The 23431-nt window shown below is 45.9% G+C and carries 21 protein-coding genes, 1 tRNA gene, 3 rRNA genes, 1 other RNA gene and 1 other annotated feature (1 of these 27 cut by a window edge); of the genes, 20 read left to right on the forward strand and 6 right to left on the reverse strand.

The window, feature by feature from the left end; all coding sequences use genetic code 11:
* Positions 1-658: ribosomal RNA gene (locus DH10bf12_RS03960) — 23S ribosomal RNA — on the forward strand (it extends 2266 nt beyond the left edge of the window).
* 71 nt (positions 659-729) lie between these two features.
* A 5S ribosomal RNA gene (gene rrf / locus DH10bf12_RS03965) occupies positions 730-845 on the forward strand.
* Between the two features lie 166 nt (positions 846-1011).
* Here rrf and DH10bf12_RS03970 read toward each other — a convergent pair.
* Both DH10bf12_RS03970 and DH10bf12_RS03975 read right to left on the reverse strand, forming a co-directional pair.
* Positions 1012-1188, reverse strand: a complete 177-nt coding sequence (locus DH10bf12_RS03970) for a hypothetical protein (RefSeq protein ID WP_471737303.1) — start codon at positions 1186-1188, stop codon at positions 1012-1014.
* 45 nt (positions 1189-1233) lie between these two features.
* Positions 1234-1896: a YaaC family protein gene (locus DH10bf12_RS03975; RefSeq protein ID WP_471737304.1), complete on the reverse strand. Its 663-nt coding sequence runs from the start codon at positions 1894-1896 to the stop codon at positions 1234-1236.
* 114 nt (positions 1897-2010) lie between these two features.
* Between DH10bf12_RS03975 and guaB the strand changes: the two genes are divergently transcribed.
* The 9 genes from guaB (at position 2011) to DH10bf12_RS04020 (ending at position 11473) form a co-directional block, all read left to right on the forward strand.
* Positions 2011-3474 (forward strand): IMP dehydrogenase, encoded by a 1464-nt coding sequence (guaB, locus tag DH10bf12_RS03980; protein WP_471737305.1) that lies wholly within the window; start codon positions 2011-2013, stop codon positions 3472-3474.
* A 223-nt stretch (positions 3475-3697) separates the two neighbouring features.
* Entirely contained in the window at positions 3698-5059 is a 1362-nt protein-coding gene (locus DH10bf12_RS03985) for a D-alanyl-D-alanine carboxypeptidase family protein (RefSeq protein ID WP_471737306.1), read from the forward strand.
* Between the two features lie 282 nt (positions 5060-5341).
* Complete coding sequence (gene pdxS / locus DH10bf12_RS03990) at positions 5342-6223, forward strand: pyridoxal 5'-phosphate synthase lyase subunit PdxS (protein WP_404406563.1); 882 nt, start codon at positions 5342-5344, stop codon at positions 6221-6223.
* 16 nt (positions 6224-6239) lie between these two features.
* Positions 6240-6827 (forward strand): pyridoxal 5'-phosphate synthase glutaminase subunit PdxT, encoded by a 588-nt coding sequence (pdxT, locus tag DH10bf12_RS03995; RefSeq protein ID WP_471737307.1) that lies wholly within the window; start codon positions 6240-6242, stop codon positions 6825-6827.
* A gap of 54 nt (positions 6828-6881) precedes the next feature.
* Positions 6882-7096, forward strand: a binding site (T-box leader).
* A gap of 100 nt (positions 7097-7196) precedes the next feature.
* Positions 7197-8474: a serine--tRNA ligase gene (gene serS, locus DH10bf12_RS04000; RefSeq protein ID WP_471737308.1), complete on the forward strand. Its 1278-nt coding sequence runs from the start codon at positions 7197-7199 to the stop codon at positions 8472-8474.
* Between the two features lie 422 nt (positions 8475-8896).
* Entirely contained in the window at positions 8897-9334 is a 438-nt protein-coding gene (locus DH10bf12_RS04005) for a DUF4395 domain-containing protein (protein WP_471737309.1), read from the forward strand.
* 61 nt (positions 9335-9395) lie between these two features.
* A tRNA-Ser gene (locus DH10bf12_RS04010) sits at positions 9396-9488 on the forward strand.
* Positions 9489-9658: 170 nt separating this feature from the next.
* A complete protein-coding gene (locus DH10bf12_RS04015) occupies positions 9659-10807 on the forward strand; it encodes a mechanosensitive ion channel family protein (RefSeq protein ID WP_471737310.1) in 1149 nt (382 codons plus the stop codon).
* 105 nt (positions 10808-10912) lie between these two features.
* Positions 10913-11473, forward strand: coding sequence for an RNA polymerase sigma factor (locus DH10bf12_RS04020; protein WP_471737311.1), 561 nt, complete (start codon positions 10913-10915; stop codon positions 11471-11473).
* A gap of 119 nt (positions 11474-11592) precedes the next feature.
* Here the strand turns inward: DH10bf12_RS04020 and DH10bf12_RS04025 are convergent, their stop codons facing one another.
* The 4 genes from DH10bf12_RS04025 to DH10bf12_RS04040 all read right to left on the reverse strand — a co-directional run bounded on the left by DH10bf12_RS04025 (position 11593) and on the right by DH10bf12_RS04040 (position 14917).
* Positions 11593-11769 (reverse strand): BhlA/UviB family holin-like peptide, encoded by a 177-nt coding sequence (locus DH10bf12_RS04025; protein ID WP_471737313.1) that lies wholly within the window; start codon positions 11767-11769, stop codon positions 11593-11595.
* Positions 11770-12184: 415 nt separating this feature from the next.
* The gene (locus DH10bf12_RS04030) at positions 12185-12853 is read right to left on the reverse strand and encodes a deoxynucleoside kinase (protein WP_039806107.1); all 669 of its coding nucleotides are present in this window, start codon (positions 12851-12853) and stop codon (positions 12185-12187) included.
* The gene (locus DH10bf12_RS04035) at positions 12850-13491 is read right to left on the reverse strand and encodes a deoxynucleoside kinase (protein WP_471737314.1); all 642 of its coding nucleotides are present in this window, start codon (positions 13489-13491) and stop codon (positions 12850-12852) included. The genes DH10bf12_RS04030 and DH10bf12_RS04035 overlap by 4 nt, the downstream gene beginning before the upstream one ends.
* A gap of 142 nt (positions 13492-13633) precedes the next feature.
* Entirely contained in the window at positions 13634-14917 is a 1284-nt protein-coding gene (locus DH10bf12_RS04040; protein WP_471737315.1) for a glycosyl hydrolase family 18 protein, read from the reverse strand.
* An 87-nt stretch (positions 14918-15004) separates the two neighbouring features.
* Here DH10bf12_RS04040 and tadA point away from each other — a divergent pair, with 87 nt between their 5' ends.
* The 9 genes from tadA (at position 15005) to DH10bf12_RS04085 (ending at position 23372) form a co-directional block, all read left to right on the forward strand.
* Positions 15005-15499 (forward strand): tRNA adenosine(34) deaminase TadA, encoded by a 495-nt coding sequence (gene tadA, locus DH10bf12_RS04045; protein WP_471737316.1) that lies wholly within the window; start codon positions 15005-15007, stop codon positions 15497-15499.
* Between the two features lie 73 nt (positions 15500-15572).
* Positions 15573-15837, forward strand: an RNA gene (gene ffs, locus DH10bf12_RS04050) — signal recognition particle sRNA large type.
* Between the two features lie 409 nt (positions 15838-16246).
* On the forward strand, positions 16247-17734 hold the full coding sequence (locus tag DH10bf12_RS04055; protein ID WP_471737317.1) for a BCCT family transporter: 1488 nt from the start codon (positions 16247-16249) through the stop codon (positions 17732-17734).
* Positions 17735-17834: 100 nt separating this feature from the next.
* Positions 17835-19523, forward strand: a complete 1689-nt coding sequence (dnaX, locus tag DH10bf12_RS04060) for a DNA polymerase III subunit gamma/tau (RefSeq protein WP_471737318.1) — start codon at positions 17835-17837, stop codon at positions 19521-19523.
* 20 nt (positions 19524-19543) lie between these two features.
* Positions 19544-19864, forward strand: coding sequence for a YbaB/EbfC family nucleoid-associated protein (locus DH10bf12_RS04065; protein ID WP_134383355.1), 321 nt, complete (start codon positions 19544-19546; stop codon positions 19862-19864).
* A gap of 3 nt (positions 19865-19867) precedes the next feature.
* Positions 19868-20464, forward strand: coding sequence for a recombination mediator RecR (gene recR / locus DH10bf12_RS04070; protein WP_041120745.1), 597 nt, complete (start codon positions 19868-19870; stop codon positions 20462-20464).
* 24 nt (positions 20465-20488) lie between these two features.
* A complete protein-coding gene (locus DH10bf12_RS04075; protein ID WP_471737319.1) occupies positions 20489-20704 on the forward strand; it encodes a YaaL family protein in 216 nt (71 codons plus the stop codon).
* Positions 20705-21136: 432 nt separating this feature from the next.
* Positions 21137-21391, forward strand: coding sequence for a pro-sigmaK processing inhibitor BofA family protein (locus DH10bf12_RS04080; protein WP_471737320.1), 255 nt, complete (start codon positions 21137-21139; stop codon positions 21389-21391).
* A gap of 431 nt (positions 21392-21822) precedes the next feature.
* Positions 21823-23372: ribosomal RNA gene (locus DH10bf12_RS04085) — 16S ribosomal RNA — on the forward strand.
* Positions 23373-23431: the final 59 nt, after the last annotated feature.

Raw genomic sequence — 23431 nt, forward strand, 5'->3', positions numbered from 1 at the left:
CAGTTTGACTGGGGCGGTCGCCTCCTAAAGAGTAACGGAGGCGCCCAAAGGTTCCCTCAGAATGGTTGGAAATCATTCGAAGAGTGTAAAGGCATAAGGGAGCTTGACTGCGAGACCTACAAGTCGAGCAGGGTCGAAAGACGGGCTTAGTGATCCGGTGGTTCCGCATGGAAGGGCCATCGCTCAACGGATAAAAGCTACCCCGGGGATAACAGGCTTATCTCCCCCAAGAGTCCACATCGACGGGGAGGTTTGGCACCTCGATGTCGGCTCATCGCATCCTGGGGCTGTAGTCGGTCCCAAGGGTTGGGCTGTTCGCCCATTAAAGCGGTACGCGAGCTGGGTTCAGAACGTCGTGAGACAGTTCGGTCCCTATCCGTCGTGGGCGCAGGAAATTTGAGAGGAGCTGTCCTTAGTACGAGAGGACCGGGATGGACGCACCGCTGGTGTACCAGTTGTCATGCCAATGGCATCGCTGGGTAGCTATGTGCGGACGGGATAAGTGCTGAAAGCATCTAAGCATGAAGCCCCCCTCAAGATGAGATTTCCCACACGCAAGTGGTAAGATCCCTGAAAGATGATCAGGTAGATAGGTTCGAGGTGGAAGCATGGTGACATGTGCAGCTGACGAATACTAATCGATCGAGGACTTAACCAAATAGGTTGATTCTCGGAAAATCCCTTACTTTGATGAACGTATCCAGTTTTGAAGGCGCGAGCCTTTATCAGTCTAGTGATGAAAGCGAAGAGGTCACACCCGTTCCCATGCCGAACACGGAAGTTAAGCTCTTCAGCGCCGATGGTAGTTGGGGGTTTCCCCCTGTGAGAGTAGGACGTCGCTAGGCAACCTGAGTCTTCCCCTGAGTGGGAAGGCTTTTTTTGTGCGGTAAAAATCTCTTTTAAAGGAATAGAAACCTAAGGGAATCCAAGGGCAAAGGGCTGGAGTCTGAAAGGCATTAAAGGCAAAATAACAGGATCCCAAGGGCATCCAGCGATAAAAACAAGACCCCCTTATAATATGGGACACGCTAATTCCTTCAATCTGAAAGTGATTCCCTCAATTCTGCGATCAATTCCTTCAATATCCGATTTGATTCTCTCAATCCTAAAACCAATCCCATCAGCAACGTGGAATTCATCCGGAATTCCATCTTTTACTCTCTTATTTTCATCAGGAACTTTATTCATTCCCTCAGTTTTGAGTATGATTCCTTCATTTCCACATCGTCATAATCACCCCAGTAGAAATTTCTTCATCTCCTCCGGTACCTGACGTGATGAATCAGTAAGGAAACTTTTGATGACAGGATAATCTAATGTTTCCTTATAGGTCATGCATGTGTGCCACCATTCTGTTTCGTAGCGGGCCAGCATACTGAGATTGTAGAGGATCAGGTAGTGTGACTGCAGTGTATGGCTCTTCGGATAGTCAGCATACAGTGAATTGAATAATTGCTGCATAGTACAGGTAGTGTTGAGTGGTGTGCAGTGCAGCAGTTTTTCTGAAAATGTGGTGTATAGTCCGTGTTTTTGAATTTTGACTGTGTCTTCTAAAAAGCTGTAGTGTCTCTTTTTGATTTTCCGGGAAGAGACACCATGTGCAAGCTGGTTTGACTTTTCAGGATGAAAGGGGTCTTTCATCGTAATGGCGGCTTTTAAAAGATGGATCAACCCGTAAAATTGCAGAACGGGTTGAATGTGGACTGTTGAGTTAACTGCTTGCCGGTAAAATAATTCAGCATGTTCTATATGAGCACAAAAAGATGCTGATTTTTCAACAGCGAGCTGGTCCGAATCATGAATTCCTTCTTTTGAATAGGCACTGTATAAATGCTGAATGACGTATTGTTTCGTATATAAAGGAAGGTAGTGATTCCAGTCAAAGTCAGACGTCATACTAAAAATCTCCCAACTATTCTTAATAATCGAACTTATTCCTTCATTATTGACACACGCGGGACCGGCTGATAACCTTACAATAATATTTTTGAGACGGGGAGGAAATTGACAATGTGGGAAACGAAATTTGCTAAAGAAGGTTTGACGTTTGATGATGTGCTGCTGGTCCCGGCTAAATCTGAGGTATTACCGCGTGATGTTGATCTGTCAGTGGAGCTTACGGATACGATTAAGTTGAATGTTCCAATCATGAGTGCAGGTATGGATACGGTGACAGAAGCTGCGATGGCAATTGCAATGGCACGTTCAGGCGGCCTTGGTGTAATTCATAAGAACATGAGCATTGAAGCACAGGCTGAGCATGTTGAGCGTGTTAAACGTTCTGAGAGTGGTGTGATTACAAACCCGTTTTTCCTGACTCCTGATCACCAGGTATTTGACGCAGAGCACTTAATGGGCAAATATCGTATTTCAGGTGTACCAATTGTCAATGATATGGATGAGCAGAAGCTGGTTGGAATTATTACAAACCGTGATCTTCGTTTCATTCAGGATTACTCAATGAAAATTGATGAAGTGATGACAAAAGAAAATCTTGTGACTGCTTCTGTTGGGACAACTTTAGATGAAGCTGAAAAGATTCTTCAGCAATATAAAATCGAAAAGCTTCCTTTAGTTGATGCGAACGGTATCTTAAAAGGGCTTATCACAATTAAAGATATTGAAAAAGTAATTGAATTCCCGAATTCTGCGAAGGATTCACAGGGACGACTTTTAGTAGCAGCTTCTGTTGGTGTAACGGCAGATGCTGAAAAGCGCGTACAACAGCTCGTTCAAGCTGGTGCTGATGCACTTGTGATTGATACGGCACACGGTCATTCTCAGGGTGTACTTGATACGATCTCGCTAATTCGTAATTCATTCCCTGATGTCGTGATTATCGCAGGAAATGTGGCAACTGCTGAAGGAACAAAAGCATTAATCGAAGCTGGTGCTGATGTTGTGAAAGTTGGAATCGGCCCAGGTTCAATCTGTACGACACGTGTTGTTGCAGGTGTGGGTGTTCCTCAAATTACAGCTGTTTATGATTGTGCGACTGAAGCGCGTAAACACGGTAAGTCTATTATTGCCGATGGTGGAATCAAGTATTCAGGAGATATCGTGAAGGCACTGGCTGCCGGTGGACATGCAGTAATGCTTGGAAGTCTGCTTGCGGGTACGACTGAGAGTCCTGGTGAAACAGAAATCTTCCAGGGACGCCGCTTCAAGGTTTACCGCGGAATGGGTTCAATGGCCGCAATGGAGAAAGGCTCAAAAGACCGTTACTTCCAGGAAGATGCGAAGAAGCTTGTACCTGAAGGCATCGAAGGCCGTACAGCTTATAAAGGACCGCTTGCTGACACAGTGTATCAGCTGGTTGGCGGAATCCGCAGCGGTATGGGGTACTGTGGATCGAAAAATCTTCATGAACTTCGTGAAGAAGCACAGTTTATCCGTATGACAGGCGCTGGCTTACGTGAAAGCCATCCGCATGATGTACAGATTACAAAAGAGTCACCAAACTACTCTATGTAATCAAATGAATCATTTTACACATTCAGACAGGACTCCATTCTTACAGGAGTCCTGTTTTTTTGTCACGGAACAGTGCTATTCTGTCTATACTTTTTGACAAAAAATTATGATAGAATTACAAGGGTGTACATAGAAGAGCGCAATTGCCTTAGCCATTTTTAAGGCTTTTGACATGAAAAAGAGCGCCGGCAATTGGACACATAGAACATATCGGAGGTTTAACATGTTTAAAACAAAAGTATTACGCAAGGTAACAACGGGTGCGCTTGCGTTTGGATTATTTTTTGGAAGTAGTGCTTTTACGCACGAGGCAAAGGCGAATGCGATTCAAAGCTGGGAAGTGGATGCAGCGATACTGCTAGAAGCGGAAACTGGTAAGGTGTTATTTGCTGAAAATGCTGATACTCAGCTTGGAATTGCAAGTATGACGAAGATGATGACTGAATATCTGCTTCTTGAAGCGATCGCAAATGGCGAAGTTTCATGGGAGGATCAATATACTGTAACAGATAAAACATATAAAATTTCTCAGGATACATCACTGAGTAACGTGCCATTACGTAATGGCGAGCAATATTCCATTCAGGAGCTTTATGAAGCAATGGTTATCTACTCTGCAAATGCAGCGACAATTGCCCTTGCAGAAACGGTAGCCGGCTCTGAAGATGAGTTTGTAACAATGATGAATGACAAAGCAGCTGAACTCGGGCTTGAAAACTATAATTTCGTCAATTCAAGTGGATTGAACAATGCAGATATGATGGGCTATCACCCTGAAAGTACTGGCGTTGATGAAGAAAACGTGATGTCAGCAAGAGGGACTGCGAAGCTTGCCTACCATTTATTAAATGATTTCCCGGAAGTACTTGAGACCTCAAGTATTCCTAAAAAAGTATTCCGTGAAGGTACGGATGATGCGACAAATATGGATAACTGGAATTTCATGTTACCTACATTAATTGGTGAGTATGAAGGCGTAGATGGCCTTAAAACGGGCACGACTGATTTTGCAGGATTTACATTTACAGGAACAGCTGAACGTGATGGCATGCGCCTGATCTCAGTTGTGATGAATGCGACAGATGAAAATGGTGTTGGTTCATACGCTGCGCGTTTTGGTGCCACAGCAGAAATGTTTGACTATGGATTCGGTAACTTCTCTATGCAGGAAATTCTGCCTGCTAACTATACAGTAGAAGGCCAGGAAACAATGGCCGTTGATAAAGGTACGGAAGATTCAGTAGGAATTGAATCGACTGAGCCTGTTCAGGTCATCCTTGAAAATGGTCAGGACCCTGCTGAATTCACTCCTGAGCTATTGCTTGATGAGTCTCTTTTAAATGAAGATGGCGAACTGACGGCGCCGATTGAAGAAGGTGCGCAGATTGGATCAATCAGCATGGCTGCTGCAGGCGGGGAATATGGTTTCCTTGATGACAGTATGGCATCATCTCTTGAAGCGGAAGTCGTGACAAATGAATCAGTTGAAAAGGCGAACTGGTTTGTCCTTAGCATGCGCGCTGTGGGCGGTTTCTTCGGCGGGCTTTGGGATACAATCGCTACAACCGTAAAAGGCTGGTTCTAAGAAAATGTTTTGGGTCATACTTTAATGCGCTAAAACCAAGTAATATTCAAGGTTTTTAGCACCATTTCAAGTGTTAAAAGCACTTCATGTCTTGACATGGAGTGCTTTTTTAGTGAAGATAAAGATTGGGATAACGAAAAGCGTAGGGCGCTGTATGAGCGTTAAGAGCTGGACAATATTCTAATTACAAGACTAATTCAAAATTCACCAGTTTCAGCGAAGTACAGGGTCTGACCCGGGTCATTGCGGAACTGTTCTACTAGGATGAAGGAGGCTTTTACCATGAATACAGGTACGGATCGTGTAAAAAGAGGAATGGCTGAAATGCAAAAAGGCGGCGTGATTATGGACGTTGTTAATGCAGAGCAGGCTAAGTTAGCAGAGGCAGCAGGTGCGGTAGCAGTTATGGCACTTGAACGTGTGCCATCTGATATTCGCAGAGATGGCGGAGTTGCCCGTATGGCAGACCTTCGCATTGTAGAAGAGGTTATGAGCGCGGTAAGTATTCCGGTCATGGCAAAAGCAAGAATCGGGCATATTACAGAAGCTCGTGTACTTGAATCAATGGGCGTAGATTATATAGATGAAAGTGAAGTACTAACACCAGCGGATGAAGAGTATCACTTAATGAAGAGTGATTTCACAGTACCATTCGTATGCGGATGCCGCGATCTTGGTGAAGCTGCACGCCGTATTGGTGAAGGAACGTCAATGCTTCGTACAAAAGGTGAGCCTGGAACAGGTAACATCGTTGAAGCAGTACGCCACATGCGTAAAGTGAACGGTCAGATCCGTAAAGTTGTGAATATGTCTAAAGATGAGCTGATGACTGAAGCGAAATTGCTTGGTGCGTCATTTGACCTTCTTTTAGAGATTAAAGAACTTGGACGTCTTCCTGTTGTAAACTTCGCTGCAGGCGGCGTAGCAACACCAGCGGATGCTGCACTGATGATGGAACTTGGCGCTGACGGAGTCTTCGTTGGATCAGGTATCTTCAAATCAGATAATCCTGAAAAGTTTGCACGTGCGATCGTTGAAGCAACAACGCACTATCAGGATTATGAGTTAATCGCAAAAGTATCAAAAGAACTTGGTACAGCGATGAAAGGGATGGAAATCTCTTCAATTTCATTAGAAGACCGTATGCAGGAGCGCGGTTGGTAAGAAAGGGCTGATCATCATGACAACAATTGGTGTTTTAGGTTTACAGGGAGCGGTTCGCGAACATGTCCGTTCAATCGAAGCAGGCGGTGCCAAAGCGGTTGTCGTGAAGAAAGCAGAACAGCTCTCTGAAGTTGACGGATTAATTTTACCAGGCGGAGAAAGCACAACGATGCGCCGCCTGATTGATGTATATGGTTTGATGGAGCCGCTGAGAAACTTTGCTGCTTCAGGTAAGCCGGTATTTGGCACATGTGCCGGGCTGATCCTGCTTGCAGGAGAGATTGTCGGGTATGATGAGCCGCACCTTGGTGTGATGGATGTAGTCGTTGAGCGAAATTCATTCGGCCGTCAAAAAGAAAGCTTTGAAGCGGACCTTTCGATTACAGGCGTTGAAGGAGATCCTTATACTGCAGTCTTCATCCGTGCGCCGCACATCGTATCAGCCGGTCCTGATACAGAAGTACTCGCGACACACAATGACCGGATCGTGCTGGCACGCCACGGACAATTCCTTGGCTGTTCATTCCATCCGGAGCTGACAGATGACCACCGTTTAACTGAGTATTTCATTAAAATGGTTGAGTCACCAGCAGTCGTCATTTAAAAAACAGTTGATCTTTTCCGGGTCATGTAGTAACCTAATTTTTATCAAAACAAACGAAAAGCTGTGACAGAAAGCAGTAGCGAAATGCGCTTATTTTAGAGAGCCTGCGGTTGGTGCAAGCAGGCATAAGACGTTTGTGAATCCATTCTGGAGCGGGAATCCGAAATCAAAGTAAGATTCCACGGGCAGGCACCGTTATGCCTTAAGCGGAAAGTACACGTGTGCTTTCAACCAGGGTGGTATCGCGGGCTTTAACTCTCGTCCCTTATTATTTCTAATAATAAGTGGGCGGGAGTTTTTTGTTTTGTAGAGCAGGGACAGACCCGCCTCTACCCAGAGCTTTTAAATTACCTAAAAGGAGGAATTACCATGTTAGATTTAAAAAGATTGCGTAACAATTTTGAAGAAATAAAAGAAAAGATGGCGAAGCGCGGGGAGGACCTGAAGGATTTTGACCAGTTCCAGGCACTTGATCAGGAACGCCGTGAGCTGATTACGAAAACGGAAGAGAAGAAGAGCCGCCGGAATGAAGTGTCTCAGGAAATCGCGCAGATGAAGCGTGAAAAGAAGAATGCAGATGATGTAATTGCTGAGATGCGTGGTCTTGGTGATGAGATTAAGCTGATTGATGAGCGCCTGCGTGAAGTGGAAGAGAAGCTTGAAACGCTGCTGCTTTCTATTCCAAACGTACCGCATGACAGCGTGCCGATTGGTGATACTGAGGATGATAACGTTGAAATCCGCAACTGGGGTAAGATCCGTGACTTCGATTTTGAAGCAAAGCCTCACTGGGACGTGGCAACTGACCTTGAAATGCTTGATTTCGAACGTGCTGCAAAGGTAACAGGCAGCCGCTTCGTCTTTTATAAAGGTGCAGGTGCACGCCTTGAGCGCGCATTGATCAACTTCATGATGGATCTTCATCAGGATCAGCATGGCTATACTGAAATGCTGCCGCCATACCTTGTGAACCGTGCAAGTATGACAGGTACAGGTCAGCTGCCAAAGTTTGAAGAGGATGCTTTCCGTATCGAAAAGGAAGACTTCTTCCTTGTACCGACGTCTGAGGTGCCTGTTACAAACTATCACCGTGACGAGATTTTAAAAATAGATGAGCTGCCAAAAGCATATGTGGCATACAGCGCAAACTTCCGCTCTGAAGCGGGTTCTGCCGGCCGTGATACACGCGGACTGATTCGTCAGCACCAGTTCAACAAAGTCGAGCTTGTGCGATTTGCTAAACCTGAAGAATCTTATGAAACGCTTGAAAAGCTGACTGGTCACGCTGAAAAAGTACTTCAGCTGCTTGAGCTTCCATATCGCGTGATGAGCATGTGTACAGCAGACCTTGGCTTCACAGCTGCAAAGAAATACGATATTGAAGTATGGATCCCAAGCTACGGCACATACCGCGAGATTTCTTCTTGCAGTAACTTTGAAGACTTCCAGGCGCGCCGTGCAAACATCCGTTTCCGCCGCGAGCCAAATGCAAAGCCTGAACACGTACACACGTTAAACGGCAGTGGTCTTGCAATCGGCCGTACCGTTGCTGCGATCTTAGAGAACTATCAGCAGGAAGACGGCAGCGTAGTGGTGCCTGATGTACTACAGCCTTATATGGGTGGTAAGAAGGTTATTTCTAAATAAGTTTGAAAGAGCTGTCCCGGGGTGGGGCGGCTCTTTTTGTGTTCTGCTGTCGGGGGCGGAGGGGGATGTATCAATTGTTGCTGGAGTTGCCGCATTCCGGCGTCAGGATGTTGTGATCCATCCGGAGAGTTGTCTTAATCGCCAGTGGAGTTGCCGCATTCCCGCTTCCGGATGTCGTAATTACTACAATTCGCACCACCCTCTTCATGCATTTAAGAAACTAAGAGCCTGTTACTTAAATGCATGCGACGCGACTGAAGATGTATGTGTGTCAGTGCAGGTTGTCTCAATGCGCGCTCCAGTTGTCGCGATCCACCCAGAAGAATACTGCATCTGGAACAAACTCCTCACTTGACGTTTTAATACCATCGGGCGTATGATAACTTATAAACTTATATTCCGATCAGAAAGGTTTGATATAAATGGCAGCATCTCCATCTATCCCGCGTCCGCTCGTGCGGGCAAATCAATGGACCATTGTTCTGTCTGTTGCAGCATTCTGGATCACAGGCATTCACCACTTATTACTCATTCCGCTACTTGCAGGTCTTGGAGGCGTATTATTTAATTTCAATCCGGTGATGCGCCTGGCTAAGCAGTTCTTGAAGAAGCCTATGAATAGCTATATCCCTGAAGATCGTTCAGATCAGCGTTTTAATCAGATACTGGCTGTCTTTTTCCTTGCCGGCGGCTATATTTCTTATAGTTTTGGGTGGACAATTGCAGCGTATACCTTTACAATAATGGTTGTGACTGCGGCATCAGTTGCGATCATGGGCTTTTGTGTCGGATGCTTTATCCGTTTCCAGTGGAAGCAGTGGCAGTATCGACGCACAAAAACATCTAAAAGTTTTTCATAAATCTTTTTGAAAAAGATTGACGGGAACTATTTATCCATGATATTATATTTCTTGTCGACAGGGAGGTATACCCAAGTCCGGCTGAAGGGATCGGTCTTGAAAACCGACAGGGGTGTAACAGCCCGCGGGGGTTCGAATCCCTCTACCTCCTCCATAATTTTAAATTAAACATCAACGCGCATAAATTGGAGAAAGTCACTGCTTAGGCAGTGGCTTTTTTGTTTGATTCAGACCAATTTTCTGATTTAATCTCTGTTGAATCACTTTGTTTCATCACAATTAATCAGGGGAAATGTAGGGTAAATGTAATGGGGGTGCGAGGTCATGTTAATGAATGTGATACAGGCAGAAGAATTAACCGGACAGTGGCTGAACTTCTTTAGTAACATTCATTGGACCCAGCTGTTTTTATTTATATTTTATGTCCTTTGCATTTTTGCAGTGCGGAGTATTGTATTATACCTGACAAGAAAACTCAGTAAAAATAGTATTATGAGACATTTGCATGGGGTTATTACGATTTTATTGAACTGGGCAACAACCTATGGCGTTTTATTATTTATGTTATTTTATTTCTCGTCTTCTTATTGGATGTTCGAACCAGTCTTTGAAGTAGGCGGTGTCAGTTTTACAGCGTTTCTTGTGATCCTTGCAATCTTAATTGTATCGCTTGCCAACCGCATTTCAAAAATTACTACCCGTTATATACTTCCAAACGTATATAAGCGTTATCAGCTTGACCGCGGAGTGCAGTTTACTTTTGATCGTGTATTTCACTATACAGTAATGGTGATTGCGCTGGTTGTCAGTTTGACAACCGTTGGCATTGATCTTAGTGCATTGACTGTGTTTGCGGGCGTTTTAGGTGTTGGTATCGGCTTTGGCCTCCAGAATATTGCTTCTAATTTTATCTCCGGCATAATTTTGTTATTTGAGCGTCCTATTAAAGTAGGTGATCGTGTCATTATTGATGATCTGATTGGGGATGTTGAGAAAATCAGTATGAGGGCGACAGTGATTAAGACCATACATAATGAACATGTCATTGTACCGAATTCTTACTTCCTTGAAGAGCAGGTGGTGAATCGTTCTTATGGAGATCCACGCATGCGTCTGGTAGTCCCTGTTGGTGTTGCCTACGGATCTGATGTGAATAAGGTAAAGGAATTGTTACTGAGGGCTGCACATGAAGAACATGAAACTCATTCAGTCGTTCTTGAACAGCCTGAGCCCTATGTTAATTTTAATGCCTTTGGAGAGTCATCCCTTGATATGGAGTTATTTGTATGGATCTCAAACTCTAACCAGGTCATTACGACAAAAAGCAGCCTGAACTTCAGAATTAATCAACTTTTTCAGGAAAATGATATTGAAATTCCATTTCCTCAGCGTGATCTTCATGTGAAGAGTGTTCAGGAAGAGGTCGTAAAAGTATTAAAACAATCGAACAATGATAATGAACAGCGCTCTTAAAAAGGGGGCTGTTTTTCTTTTTCGCAAAAAATCGCGAATTTTCCCGACTCCTAATACTAAAAATAAGAACGTATGTTTGGTATAATGTGAAAAAGGAGTGATGATATGCAAAAAAGTTTATATGATATCGCTGTGAACATGCGGAGTGGTGGCGAAAGAGAGACATTAGAGCTGCTGTCGACGTTTGAACCGGTCATTCATAAATACGGCCGTCTGCTTGATGGTGAAGATACCAAACAGGATCTGAAGCTGCATTTACTGAAAGCTGCCCGTAAAATGCCGCTCGAACAGCTGAAAGAGAAAAACAATAAAGTGGTCTTCAGCTATCTCGCAAAATCATTAAAATATGAATTTATCCGTTTATCAAAAAAGAACAGTAAGAAAATCGAGATTGAACAAGCCTTTGAGGTGAAAAATGTAGCGGATGAAGCGGCAATGAATTCGGAGATTGAACTGCTCGAAATGATGGAGGTGCTAACCGCTCAGGAGTCATTTGTGATTGAGTGTATGTATGTAAGTGATTTATCCGCTACAGAACTAGCCCAATACATGAAAATTTCAAGACAGGCTGTGAACCAGACGAAAAACAGAGCGCTTGAGAAAATTAAATGTCTGTATTTTGGACATGATAAAGAGAAAAGGAAGCCATCCGATTCAAAGCAGTGACCAGACCACAAGAATAGATACTCCCTTTTCCCTGTCTCAATTATAGCTTATTTGAGACGAAAATTCATACATGGAAAACCCGGCGGTGTATCGGCACACCGCCGGGTTATTTCTTACCGTCAATCCTTTTTCAGCAACATCTCAATCAGCTGCAGTGTCTCCTCGAGCTTCCGGTTTGTCTCAAAAAACTTATCCTCACGTTCCTTGTTCATCCGCAGCACATAAAACAACAGCCCCGCAAACAAAACCGCAAACACACCCTGCGTCGACAATGCATCAATCAAAATTTTCTCCATCAAAAAATCCCCCTTTTACTTTATATAAAAGGAGGATTGAGGCGTTTTGTAAACGCTGATTTTTATTTTTTACATTGGCTGATGATTTCCGCTCCAGGGGGATGCTTTCCGGACGGCGGTTGCTGAGCCTCCCCGGCTTCGCCTGTGGGGTCTCAGCTTCCCGCTACTCGTCCCGGAGTCGCCCCCTTCTGCTCCAATCATCAGCTGTGCAGATTCAAAGCTTGGCTTATATAAAGTGAAATGATAAAAGTAGATTATCAAAGATTCACTCAGCTGGTCCTTGCAGTGGAGGGCGAAGACTCCTGCGGCATAGAAGCGACAGGTGAGACCCCGCAGGTGCGAAGCGTCCGAGGAGGCTCACCGCGCGGCCGCGGAAAGCGAAGCTCTCCACAGAAAGGACCAGCGGTTTTAAAAATTATTTCTTTAACAAAGAAGTCTGCTGAATAAACGACCCGATCTTCTCAAGAATCGGATCAATCGAATCCGGATCCTTCACAAGATCATAATCATTAATATTTAGGCGCAGCACAGGACATGCGTTGAACGAATCAATCCAGTTCTCATAGCGCCCGTGCATTTCTTCCCAGTAAGCAAGCGGTGTTTCCTGCTCCATCGGACGGCCTCTTGCCTGAATGCGTGTCACGATATCATCAATCGATCCTTCAAGATACACAAGCAGACTCGGGTGAGGGAAGTATGGCGTCATAACCATTGCTTCAAACAGGCTTGTATATGTTTCATAATCAACCGGTGACATTGTGCCTTTTTCATAATGCATTTTTGCAAAAATGCCTGTGTCTTCATAGATCGAGCGGTCCTGAATAAAGCCGCCGCCGTATTCGAACATGCGCTTTTGCTCCTTGAAGCGTTCTGCGAGGAAATAAACCTGCAGGTGGAAGCTCCACTTTTCAAAGTCTTTATAGAATTTATCGAGGTAAGGGTTGGCTTCAACTTTTTCAAAAGATGTTCTGAATTGAAGATGTTCAGCGAGCTTTTGGGTCATCGTTGATTTTCCTACGCCGACTGTTCCTGCGATTGTAATGACAGCATCGTTCGGGATGCCGAATCGTTCACGTGCGTTCATAGTGTAGTACTCCTTTTAAGTAATGATTCTTCGACCTTTTGAAGGACTAGTCCGAGGTCTTGCTCATAGTTGACGAAATCAATGTCGTCACCGTTGATCCGCAGTACCGGAATTTCCGGATGCGTTTTTTCGAAGTGATGAATGAATTCTTCATAATCTGCTGAGAGCTGCTCTAGGTAAAGTGGGCTCATATCTCGTTCAAATTCGCGACCGCGCAGCTTTACGCGCTTGAGTAATGTCTCGAGGCTTGCGTGAAGGTAGATGACGACATTCGGCTTTGGCATATCAGCCGTTAAGATGCGGTACACTTCAAGGTACTTTTCGTACTCCTCAGGGCGCAGCGTTCGTTTGGCGAAAATGATATTTTTGAAAATGTGGTAATCTGCAGCGACAGGCTTATGTGCTGACAGATAGTGACGCTGAATATCGCTCAGCTGTTTATAGCGGTTGCAGAGAAAGAACATCTCTGTCTGGAAGCTCCACTCATCAATGTTTGAGTAGAATTTATCTAAAAAAGGATTCTCATCGACAATCTCTTTTAATAAATGAAAATCAAAGTGTTCGGAAATGGCTTTAGCAAGAGACGTCTTTCCGACGCCAATCGGCCCTTCCACAGTCACAAACGGAATGGTTGTCATTCTCGTTTTCCTCCTTATTCTCCAGTCAAGCCGGTTCAGTTCGCACCCGTAATTGTACCATATACACCGGGTGAAAAGTAGGCAGATTTAGACGAAAAAAGACAAGGAACGCAATAGCACGCACCTTGTCCTTATGAAAAACTTATCTGAGCTTTACAGGGGTGAACTGGTCACTGAGAAGCAGCCAGTTCTGCGGAAAAGAAAGGCCGAGTTTCCAGTAACTCATTCCTCGTAAATTCAGCTCTTTTAACAAATCAAATTTCGCCTGGATTGACCGGGCATCTTCAAACCAGATGATATGGTCCTTCCCATCAGCGGTATACTCAATAAAAGGTGCCTGAGATGTCGTGTCATATTGAATTGGCACGCCCTGGGTTGCAGCGATTTCAATGGCCTGCTGTGGACTGATTGCACGGGCCTGGGTGCCCTGGACAAATGGCAGCGTCCAGTCATAGCCGTAAAGATTCTGCCCCATCATGATTTTACTTGCAGGCATTTCAGTCAGCGCATATTCAAGCACATCTCTCACCGGACCGATCGGAGAGACTGCCTGCGCGGGTCCTCCGCTGTAGCCCCATTCGTATGTCATGATCACGACAAAATCCACAATCTCACCAATTGCTTTATAGTTATGCGCCTCATACCATCTGCCGGGCTGATCCGCCCGCGTTTTTGGTGCGAGTGCAGCTGATACAAGCCAGCCTTGCTGTGAGTAGCGTTCCTTTGCTTTCGCTAAAAATGCGGTGTACGCTTCCTCATCTTCAGGCCGCAGGTACTCAAAATCAAAGTGAATATCACGGAACCCAAATTGCTTAGCCGTTGCTTCTATATTGTTCAGCAGATTATCCTGCACCATCATATCATTTAAAAGAATCCGGCCGAGCTCATCGTTAAATTCGCCTTCTTCAAGGTTTGTGATGACCATCATCAGGGTGTTCCGGTTCGACTCGGCAATCTGCACAAACGGTTCGACCGGGAGCGTGCTGAGTGAGCCGTCGCGCTGTGCCTGAAAACTGAACGGGGCAAGATAGGTTAAATAAGGAGCGGCCTCCCTTGTCCGGAGCAGGATGTTTTCAGAAACTGTCTCTCCAAATGGTTCTGCGTATGCATTAAATTCTGCAGCCGTCTTTGGTTTGGGTGGTAAGTAGAGACGCCAGCCGATTGCAAGCGGCTGCTCGGGTGACAGTCCATTAATCGATGCGAGTTCCTGATAGGTGATGCCGGCTTTTTGGGCAATGGAATAAAGAGAGTCTCCAGCCTGTACAAAATAAAAGCTGCCGGTAATCGGAATAACGACCGCCTGACCCGGCACGAGCTGATCGGGATTCGGCAGCTGATTGGCATCAGCGATCTGCTGTGGCGTGATAGAATAAAGGGCGCTGATTGTAAACAGGTTCTCACCCGGTTGAACGACGTGAATTTGCATAAAGAACTCCTTTCGCTTTGAGAGAAGATAGACGCTATTTTCAACTATATGATAAGATCAGAAAAAAATGAGCAAAGGGCGAATGTGATGACTGAACGCGATGAATACTGGATGCAGCGTGCGATTGAAGAAGCGAAAAAAGCTGAAGCGATCCGCGAAGTGCCAATCGGAGCTGTGATTGTAAAGGATGACGAGCTGATCGCGTCCGCTTATAACCTGCGGGAAACAACTCAGAACGCTGTTACGCACGCTGAGCTGCTCGCAATTGAAAAAGCATGTGACGCTGTTGGCAGCTGGCGGCTTGAGAATACGACGCTTTATGTCACGCTGGAACCCTGTCCAATGTGCAGTGGGGCGATTTTACTTTCACGGGTGGATCGAGTTGTATATGGTGCGCGTGATCCGAAGGCTGGGTGTGCGGGGAGCCTGATGAATTTACTCGAGGATGACCGGTTTAATCACCGCTGTGAAGTCGTGCCGGATGTACTTGGAGAAGCGTGCGGACAGATGCTGACAGACTTTTTCAGAGGACTGCGCGAGGAAAAGAAATTGAAGAAGCAGATGTTAAAAGATCCTGATTGATTTTTTTGTTTCCAGATAGTATACTAAATCTTGCGTCGTCAAAAGGCGCAAATGAATATTGGTCTCATTTTTGCCGTGCTAGGTGGGGAATTAGCGGTGCCCTGTATTCGCAATCCGCTCTAGCGAAACTGAATCCCTTCTCGAGGCTGCCATGCTTCATGGTCTGCCTTCTGTAAGTGGTGTTGACGTTTGGGTCCTGCGCAATGGGAATTCATGAACCATGTCAGGTCCGGAAGGAAGCAGCATTAAGTGGAACCTCTCATGTGCCGCGGGGCTGCCTGAACCGAGCTAACTGCAGGAGTAACGCATGGGGCTGTCAGTCGACAGAAGGTGCACGGCATTTTAATTTTATATAATCAAAGTCACTTCGGATATTCCGGAGTGGCTTTTTTGTTATTGGATGTTGGGGAAGCGATCAGGGAATGAGGATAAGTACCCGAAGTGTCGAACATTGACCGTTGAACGTCGAACGTAGTGGTTTCAAGCGCGAACATGCGAGCTTAGGGCGCGAACCCTTTATGTTGAACGCCGAACCAGCATGGTAGAAAAGCGAACCACCCCGCACAGTCTGAAGTAGGTTAAATTACACTATTCTCCGAACATCACGCATCATTCTACGAACCCCTGCCAAAACACCATATAAACCCCTCGGAAACTTATCATAAATCCCAATATATGGGCGTTTTCTGAATCATTTTTAAAGGTGTGTTAACCTTAAATACATTACAACTGAAAAGGGGAAGACGTATGAATTCGAAAAAGTCGCCAGTATTGACGATTTCTGTCGGACTCGCACTCACGTTTGTGCTTGTCGGTGTATTATTTACCGATCAGCTCAATACGGGACTCGCGACCGCACAATCATTTATGTTTGAAACGTTCGGGTGGTATTACCAGCTGCTTGTAACAGGTATGTTTATTTTTGCGGTGTATCTTGCATTTGGCCGCTTCGGTAAAATTAAGCTTGGGCCTCAGGATGGAAAGCCTGAGTTCAGCAGGCCGGTCTGGTTTTCAATGCTATTTTCAGCAGGGATCGGAATTGGACTATTCTTTTATGGTGTGTCTGAGCCGATCGGTCACTTTTCATCACCACCTTATGGGGAAGGTGGAACACCCGCTGATGCTGTGAGCGGTGTTGCCTACACATGGCTGCACTGGGGGTTTCACGCATGGGCGATCTACGCACTTGTTGCACTTGCGCTTGCACTCCAGCAATTCCGCTATCATACTCCAGGGTTAATGAGTTCCACGCTATATTCTGTATTAGGTGACAGGGTAAAAGGGCCAATTGGTCACACAGTTGATATTATCGCTGTTTTTGCCACGCTTTTTGGGGTGGCGGCATCCCTCGGGCTTGGTGCCCAGCAGGTGAACTCAGGGCTCGTTTTCTTATTTGATGCGCCTTATAACTTTACGGTTCAGCTGATCATTATGCTGATTATTACAGTGATCTTCGTCATTTCAGCATCTACCGGGATCCATAAAGGTATCAAATACTTAAGTACAATTAATATATCCATTTCATTTATTTTTCTCATGTTTATTTTTATCACCGGGCCGACACTGTTTATGTTAAATATGTTTGTGTCAGGTCTTGCTGAATACTTATCTATTTTTATCCCGATGTCTCTTCAGGTGAACCCTGTTAATGAACAGGCTTCAAGCTGGACGGAAGGATGGACGATTTTCTATTGGGCATGGTGGATTTCATGGACACCTTTTGTCGGTATGTTCATTGCCCGTATTTCTAAAGGGAGAACGATCCGTGAATTTATTGTCGGTGTAATTTTAGTGCCAAGTTTTGTGATGTTCATCTGGTTTGCTTTTGTCGGCGGAACGGGGATTTACTATGAGCTGTATGAAGGACTTGATGTATCTGCGCAGTCACTTGAGACCGCACTGTTTTACGTGTTGCAGGAACTTCCATTTACAGCATTTATGTCATTTTTCACAATTGTCATTGTCACCATCTTCTTTGTCACAACAGCTGATTCCGCGACTTTCGTATTGGGCATGCAGTCAACAAACGGGAACCTGAACCCATCTACGAGAATCAAAATTACATGGGGCGTACTGTTTGTTTCGATTACGGCGATCCTGCTGTTAGTCGGTGGGCTGCAGGCATTCCAGACTGCCATTGTCATCAGTGCACTGCCGCTGTCAGTCATTGTGATCCTGATGTGTGTTGGACTTGTAAAAACATTAAATAAAGAAGTAAAAGGTAAAAAGTCATAGTTTGAATGCTGGGTGAATTCCTCTCCTTTTAAAGTGTCAGCGGCATGAATTTGCGTTATACTGAAGGGAGGAATTCATTACAAATGAGGAGGGTGCACGAATGGCATATCAAGCGTTATACCGCGTGTGGCGCCCGCAGGAATTTGCTGACGTTGTAGGGCAGCAGCACGTGACAAAGACGCTGCAGAACGCCCTCTTACAGGAAAAAATCTCCCATGCTTATTTATTTTCCGGGCCCCGTGGTACCGGAAAAACAAGTGCGGCGAAAATTTTAGCCAAAGCGGTGAACTGTGAGCACGCACCAGTAAAAGAACCGTGTAATGAGTGTGCGATCTGTAAGGGAATTACAGATGGCTCGATCTCAGATGTCATAGAACTCGATGCCGCTTCAAATAACGGTGTCGATGAAATCCGTGATATCCGTGACAAAGTAAAATACGCGCCAAATGAAGGCCGTTATAAGGTATATATCGTCGATGAAGTGCATATGCTGACGCCCGGGGCTTTTAATGCGTTACTGAAAACGCTTGAAGAACCGCCAAAGCATGTCATTTTTATCCTCGCAACAACTGAACCGCACAAAATTCCACTGACGATCATTTCCCGCTGTCAGCGTTTTGATTTCAAACGAATCACTGCCCATGACATCACTGGGAGAATGCAGCATATTGCGGAATCATCCGGTGTAACGGTTGAAGAAAGAGCGCTTCATATTATCGCACGTACCGCTGAAGGTGGGATGCGTGACGCCCTCAGCTTACTCGACCAGGCTATTTCATTCAGTGGTGAGCAGGTAACTGTTGATGACGCCTTAACGGTCACGGGTTCTATTGGGCAGGAACAGCTGACCAATCTGGTTAGAGCCATCATTGACCGGGATACAGCTTCAGCACTTGATGCGATTCACCGTCTGCTTGAAGAAGGAAAGGATCCTTTAAGGCTGATTGAAGATCTGATTTTATATAGCCGCGACCTGCTGCTCTATAAAACAGCACCTGAGCTTGAAGATTCCCTTGAGCGCGTCCTGTCAGATGAAGCGTTTAAAGAAATTGCAGAGTCAGTGGCGTCTGAACTGCTTTATCAGTATATTGAAGTGCTGAACAAAACGCAGCAGGAAATGAGACTCTCGAATCACGCGCGAACCCATTTGGAAGTAGCAGCGGTGAAACTTTCTCAATCAGAACGGCCAAAAACTGCGGAGGCAGCGGATATTCCGGATCTGCAGCAGCTTATCAACCGTGTAAATCAGCTCGAAGGTGAACTGAAAAAACTGAGAACGAGCGGTGTACAGGAAGAACCGGCTCAAGCCGCAGCGCCTGCTGCGAAAAAACAGACGCGTCAAAGTACGTTTAAAGCACCGGCAGGCCGGATTAAAGAAGTGCTGAGAAATGCGACGAAGGACGACATTTCACAGATCAAAAACCGCTGGGGCGACATGCTTGAGAGTATGAACCGCCAGCAGCTGAGATCGCTCACAGCTCTTTTGAATGAAGCGGAGCCGGTTGCAGCATCTCAAGACACTTTTGTGTTAAAATTCAAATATGAGATTCATTGCAAAATGGCAATGGAAAACAATAAGCTGACTGACACAATGCCTTATATTCTTCAGGAGCTTACAGGCACTTTTTATTCAGTGATCGGTGTTCCGGAAGATCAGTGGCTTGAGATTCGCGAAGACTTTATTCAAAATCAGGAAGATGACGAGAATGATGGAGAAGCGAAGGAAGATCCATTGGTTGAAGAAGCAAGGAAACTTGTCGGCTCAGACTTACTCGATATTCAAGACTAAATTATTCGGAGGTAATACACATGCGTGGTGGAGGAAATATGCAAGGTATGATGAAGCAGATGCAGAAAATGCAGAAACAAATGGCAAAGGCACAGGAAGAGCTTGGAGAAAAGCGTCTGACTGGTACAGCTGGTGGAGGAATGGTGACAGTCACTGTTTCAGGTCACAAAGAAGTTGTAGATGTTGAGATTAAAGAAGAAGTCGTAGATCCTGAAGACATCGAAATGCTGCAGGACCTTGTTTTAGCCGCAACAAATGAGGCAATGAAAGCAGCTGAAGAATTGACCAATTCTACAATGGGACAGTTCACAAAAGGCATGAACCTCCCGGGGATGTTTTAATACGTGCACTACCCGGAACCGATATCCAAGCTGATTGACAGCTTCATGAAACTGCCAGGCATTGGGCCGAAAACAGCGGCCCGGCTGGCGTTTTTTGTATTAGGAATGAAAGAAGACACAGTGCTCGATTTCGCAAAAGCGCTGGTCAACGCCAAGCGGAATCTCGGATTTTGCTCTGTTTGCGGACATATTACAGACCAGGATCCATGCTATATCTGTGAAGATCAAAAGCGTGACCGCTCGATTATCTGTGTCGTTCAGGACCCTAAAGACGTTATTGCAATGGAAAAAATGAGAGAGTATACAGGACTTTACCATGTCCTTCACGGTGCAATTTCACCAATGGACGGTATCGGTCCGGAAGACATCAATGTACCGGATCTTCTAAAACGTCTTCAGGATGATGAAGTCCAGGAAGTCATTTTAGCAACCAATCCGAATATTGAAGGTGAAGCAACAGCGATGTACATCTCAAGACTGCTACGCCCTTCAGGCATTAAAGTGACCCGTATCGCACACGGTCTCCCGGTTGGCGGAGATCTCGAGTATGCGGATGAAGTCACGCTGTCAAAAGCACTTGAAGGCAGAAGAGATGTATAACACCGATTCAAAGGAGCTTGCGCCATGCTGTTTCGCAAAAAAGGAAAGCTGAAAAAAGAGTATGACGACCGGCTCGTTCAACTGATGCAACAAGCCAGAGAAGAATGGCAGCAGCAAAAAAACCTGTCAGATCTGAGCTTTGAAAGAAGCCCGCAGATGCTTGCCGAGGAAAAAATGGCTGAAGCGCGCTACTTTTATCTATTTAAAGAAGCCCGCCATAGAAAAATTGTCATAAAGTAAATGATGCCCACATAAGATATGTATAACACGAAAAGCGTAAGGCGCCCGATCAGCCCCGATAAGCATAAGACGCGCTGAGAGAAACGGGTGACCTATCCCGTTTACTCAGAGTGGCTTATGACTCGAGGGGCTGGCGCCTGAAGCTGGACAACACGAAAAGCGTAAGGCGCCCGATCAGCCCCGATAAGCATAAGACGCGCTGAGAGAAACGGGTGACCTATCCCGTTTACTCAGAGTGGCTTATGACTCGAGGGGCTGGCGCCTGAAGCTGGACAACACGAAAAGCGTAAGGCGCCCGATCAGCCCCGATAAGCATAAGACGCGCTGAGAGAAACGGGTGACCTATCCCGTTTACTCAGAGTGGCTTATGACTCGAGGGGCTGGCGCTTGAAGCTGGACAACTTTCTAACTTCCAAAAAGGGAGGAGTGTACATGATCTGGCTGTGGGTGCTGGGGACGCTCACGACCGTCATTTTAATTATGGCGGTAGGGACCGTTCCTTTTTTAAAATGGCTGTGGCGGATCGCAACAAAATGGGTGGTGGGGCTCGGTTTGTTATTTCTGATTAATCGTTTCGGTCAGGAATACGGATTATATGTACCGATGAATCCCCTCACGACCGGGATTGCTGGTGTGCTCGGACTGCCCGGGACTGCTGCGCTTGTTTATATTTTTACAAGAACTTAGTCAGGTTCCGCAAAAGAGAGGGTTTCCTTTTGCGGAACCTTTGTATGTCATATAGAAGAAAAGCGGAAATTCACCATTTATTTTGATGCTGAAAATATTGATTTAAAAAGAAATTAAATTCTTTTTATCAAAAGGGTTGCATTCAATTAAATAATCGTGGTATATTATTCCTCGTTGCTTCAACAACGCAGCACACAATCAAATCACACAACAAAATACAGCGAAAAACTTTTTTAAAAAAGTGATTGACTTAAAACGCTGTAAGATGTTATGATAGATTGGTCGCTTGAGAGAGCAACGCCGCATTCCTTCCTTATAAAGAAGGATGCTGAGAAGAAACATTTGAACCTTGAAAACTAAACAACCAAACGTCAACGTTTTAAGATTTTAAGTCTTTTTCGAACAAAAAAGACAATGAGCTTTTCAAACACTTTACGGAGAGTTTGATCCTGGCTCAGGACGAACGCTGGCGGCGTGCCTAATACATGCAAGTCGAGCGGACAGATGAGGAGCTTGCTCCTCTGATGTTAGCGGCGGACGGGTGAGTAACACGTGGGCAACCTGCCCTTAAGACTGGGATAACTCCGGGAAACCGGGGCTAATACCGGATAATTGAAAGAACCTCCTGGTTCTTTTATGAAAGGCGGCTTCGGCTGTCACTTAAGGATGGGCCCGCGGCGCATTAGCTAGTTGGTGAGGTAACGGCTCACCAAGGCAACGATGCGTAGCCGACCTGAGAGGGTGATCGGCCACACTGGGACTGAGACACGGCCCAGACTCCTACGGAGGCAGCAGTAGGGAATCTTCCGCAATGGACGAAAGTCTGACGGAGCAACGCCGCGTGAGTGAAGAAGGTTTTCGGATCGTAAAGCTCTGTTGTCAGGGAAGAACAAGTACCATAGTAACTGATGGTACCTTGACGGTACCTGACCAGAAAGCCACGGCTAACTACGTGCCAGCAGCCGCGGTAATACGTAGGTGGCAAGCGTTGTCCGGAATTATTGGGCGTAAAGCGCGCGCAGGTGGTTCCAAAAGTCTGATGTGAAAGCCCCCGGCTCAACCGGGGAGGGTCATTGGAAACTGGGGAACTTGAGTGCAGGAGAGGAAAGTGGAATTCCACGTGTAGCGGTGAAATGCGTAGATATGTGGAGGAACACCAGTGGCGAAGGCGACTTTCTGGCCTGTAACTGACACTGAGGCGCGAAAGCGTGGGGAGCAAACAGGATTAGATACCCTGGTAGTCCACGCCGTAAACGATGAGTGCTAAGTGTTGGGGGGTTTCCGCCCCTCAGTGCTGCAACTAACGCATTAAGCACTCCGCCTGGGGAGTACGGCCGCAAGGCTGAAACTCAAAGGAATTGACGGGGCCCGCACAAGCGGTGGAGCATGTGGTTTAATTCGAAGCAACGCGAAGAACCTTACCAGGTCTTGACATCCCGGTGACCACACTGGAGACAGTGTTTTCCCTTCGGGGACAACGGTGACAGGTGGTGCATGGTTGTCGTCAGCTCGTGTCGTGAGATGTTGGGTTAAGTCCCGCAACGAGCGCAACCCTTGATCTTAGTTGCCAGCATTCAGTTGGGCACTCTAAGGTGACTGCCGGTGACAAACCGGAGGAAGGTGGGGATGACGTCAAATCATCATGCCCCTTATGACCTGGGCTACACACGTGCTACAATGGACGATACAAAGGCTGCGAGACCGCGAGGTTTAGCCAATCCCATAAAATCGTTCTCAGTTCGGATTGTAGGCTGCAACTCGCCTACATGAAGCTGGAATCGCTAGTAATCGCGGATCAGCATGCCGCGGTGAATACGTTCCCGGGCCTTGTACACACCGCCCGTCACACCACGAGAGTTTGTAACACCCGAAGTCGGTGAGGTAACCTTTTTGGAGCCAGCCGCCTAAGGTGGGACAGATGATTGGGGTGAAGTCGTAACAAGGTAGCCGTATCGGAAGGTGCGGCTGGATCACCTCCTTTCTAAGGAAAATGTGACTGACTCTTCGGGTCAGATCGCAAACACAGGTTGACGTTTTGGT

The sequence above is a fragment of the Jeotgalibacillus sp. 10bf12 genome (assembly GCF_055597105.1).

Bases quoted from the DNA above. Each gene is read 5' to 3' on its own strand.
- DH10bf12_RS03970 (WP_471737303.1), bottom strand. From the start codon at position 1,188: ATGAATAAAGTTCCTGATGAAAATAAGAGAGTAAAAGATGGAATTCCG.
- DH10bf12_RS03975 (WP_471737304.1), bottom strand. From the start codon at position 1,896: ATGACGTCTGACTTTGACTGGAATCACTACCTTCCTTTATATACGAAA.
- guaB (WP_471737305.1), top strand. From the start codon at position 2,011: ATGTGGGAAACGAAATTTGCTAAAGAAGGTTTGACGTTTGATGATGTG.
- DH10bf12_RS03985 (WP_471737306.1), top strand. From the start codon at position 3,698: ATGTTTAAAACAAAAGTATTACGCAAGGTAACAACGGGTGCGCTTGCG.
- pdxS (WP_404406563.1), top strand. From the start codon at position 5,342: ATGAATACAGGTACGGATCGTGTAAAAAGAGGAATGGCTGAAATGCAA.
- pdxT (WP_471737307.1), top strand. From the start codon at position 6,240: ATGACAACAATTGGTGTTTTAGGTTTACAGGGAGCGGTTCGCGAACAT.
- serS (WP_471737308.1), top strand. From the start codon at position 7,197: ATGTTAGATTTAAAAAGATTGCGTAACAATTTTGAAGAAATAAAAGAA.
- DH10bf12_RS04005 (WP_471737309.1), top strand. From the start codon at position 8,897: ATGGCAGCATCTCCATCTATCCCGCGTCCGCTCGTGCGGGCAAATCAA.
- DH10bf12_RS04015 (WP_471737310.1), top strand. From the start codon at position 9,659: ATGTTAATGAATGTGATACAGGCAGAAGAATTAACCGGACAGTGGCTG.
- DH10bf12_RS04020 (WP_471737311.1), top strand. From the start codon at position 10,913: ATGCAAAAAAGTTTATATGATATCGCTGTGAACATGCGGAGTGGTGGC.
- DH10bf12_RS04025 (WP_471737313.1), bottom strand. From the start codon at position 11,769: ATGGAGAAAATTTTGATTGATGCATTGTCGACGCAGGGTGTGTTTGCG.
- DH10bf12_RS04030 (WP_039806107.1), bottom strand. From the start codon at position 12,853: ATGAACGCACGTGAACGATTCGGCATCCCGAACGATGCTGTCATTACA.
- DH10bf12_RS04035 (WP_471737314.1), bottom strand. From the start codon at position 13,491: ATGACAACCATTCCGTTTGTGACTGTGGAAGGGCCGATTGGCGTCGGA.
- DH10bf12_RS04040 (WP_471737315.1), bottom strand. From the start codon at position 14,917: ATGCAAATTCACGTCGTTCAACCGGGTGAGAACCTGTTTACAATCAGC.
- tadA (WP_471737316.1), top strand. From the start codon at position 15,005: ATGACTGAACGCGATGAATACTGGATGCAGCGTGCGATTGAAGAAGCG.
- DH10bf12_RS04055 (WP_471737317.1), top strand. From the start codon at position 16,247: ATGAATTCGAAAAAGTCGCCAGTATTGACGATTTCTGTCGGACTCGCA.
- dnaX (WP_471737318.1), top strand. From the start codon at position 17,835: ATGGCATATCAAGCGTTATACCGCGTGTGGCGCCCGCAGGAATTTGCT.
- DH10bf12_RS04065 (WP_134383355.1), top strand. From the start codon at position 19,544: ATGCGTGGTGGAGGAAATATGCAAGGTATGATGAAGCAGATGCAGAAA.
- DH10bf12_RS04075 (WP_471737319.1), top strand. From the start codon at position 20,489: ATGCTGTTTCGCAAAAAAGGAAAGCTGAAAAAAGAGTATGACGACCGG.
- DH10bf12_RS04080 (WP_471737320.1), top strand. From the start codon at position 21,137: ATGATCTGGCTGTGGGTGCTGGGGACGCTCACGACCGTCATTTTAATT.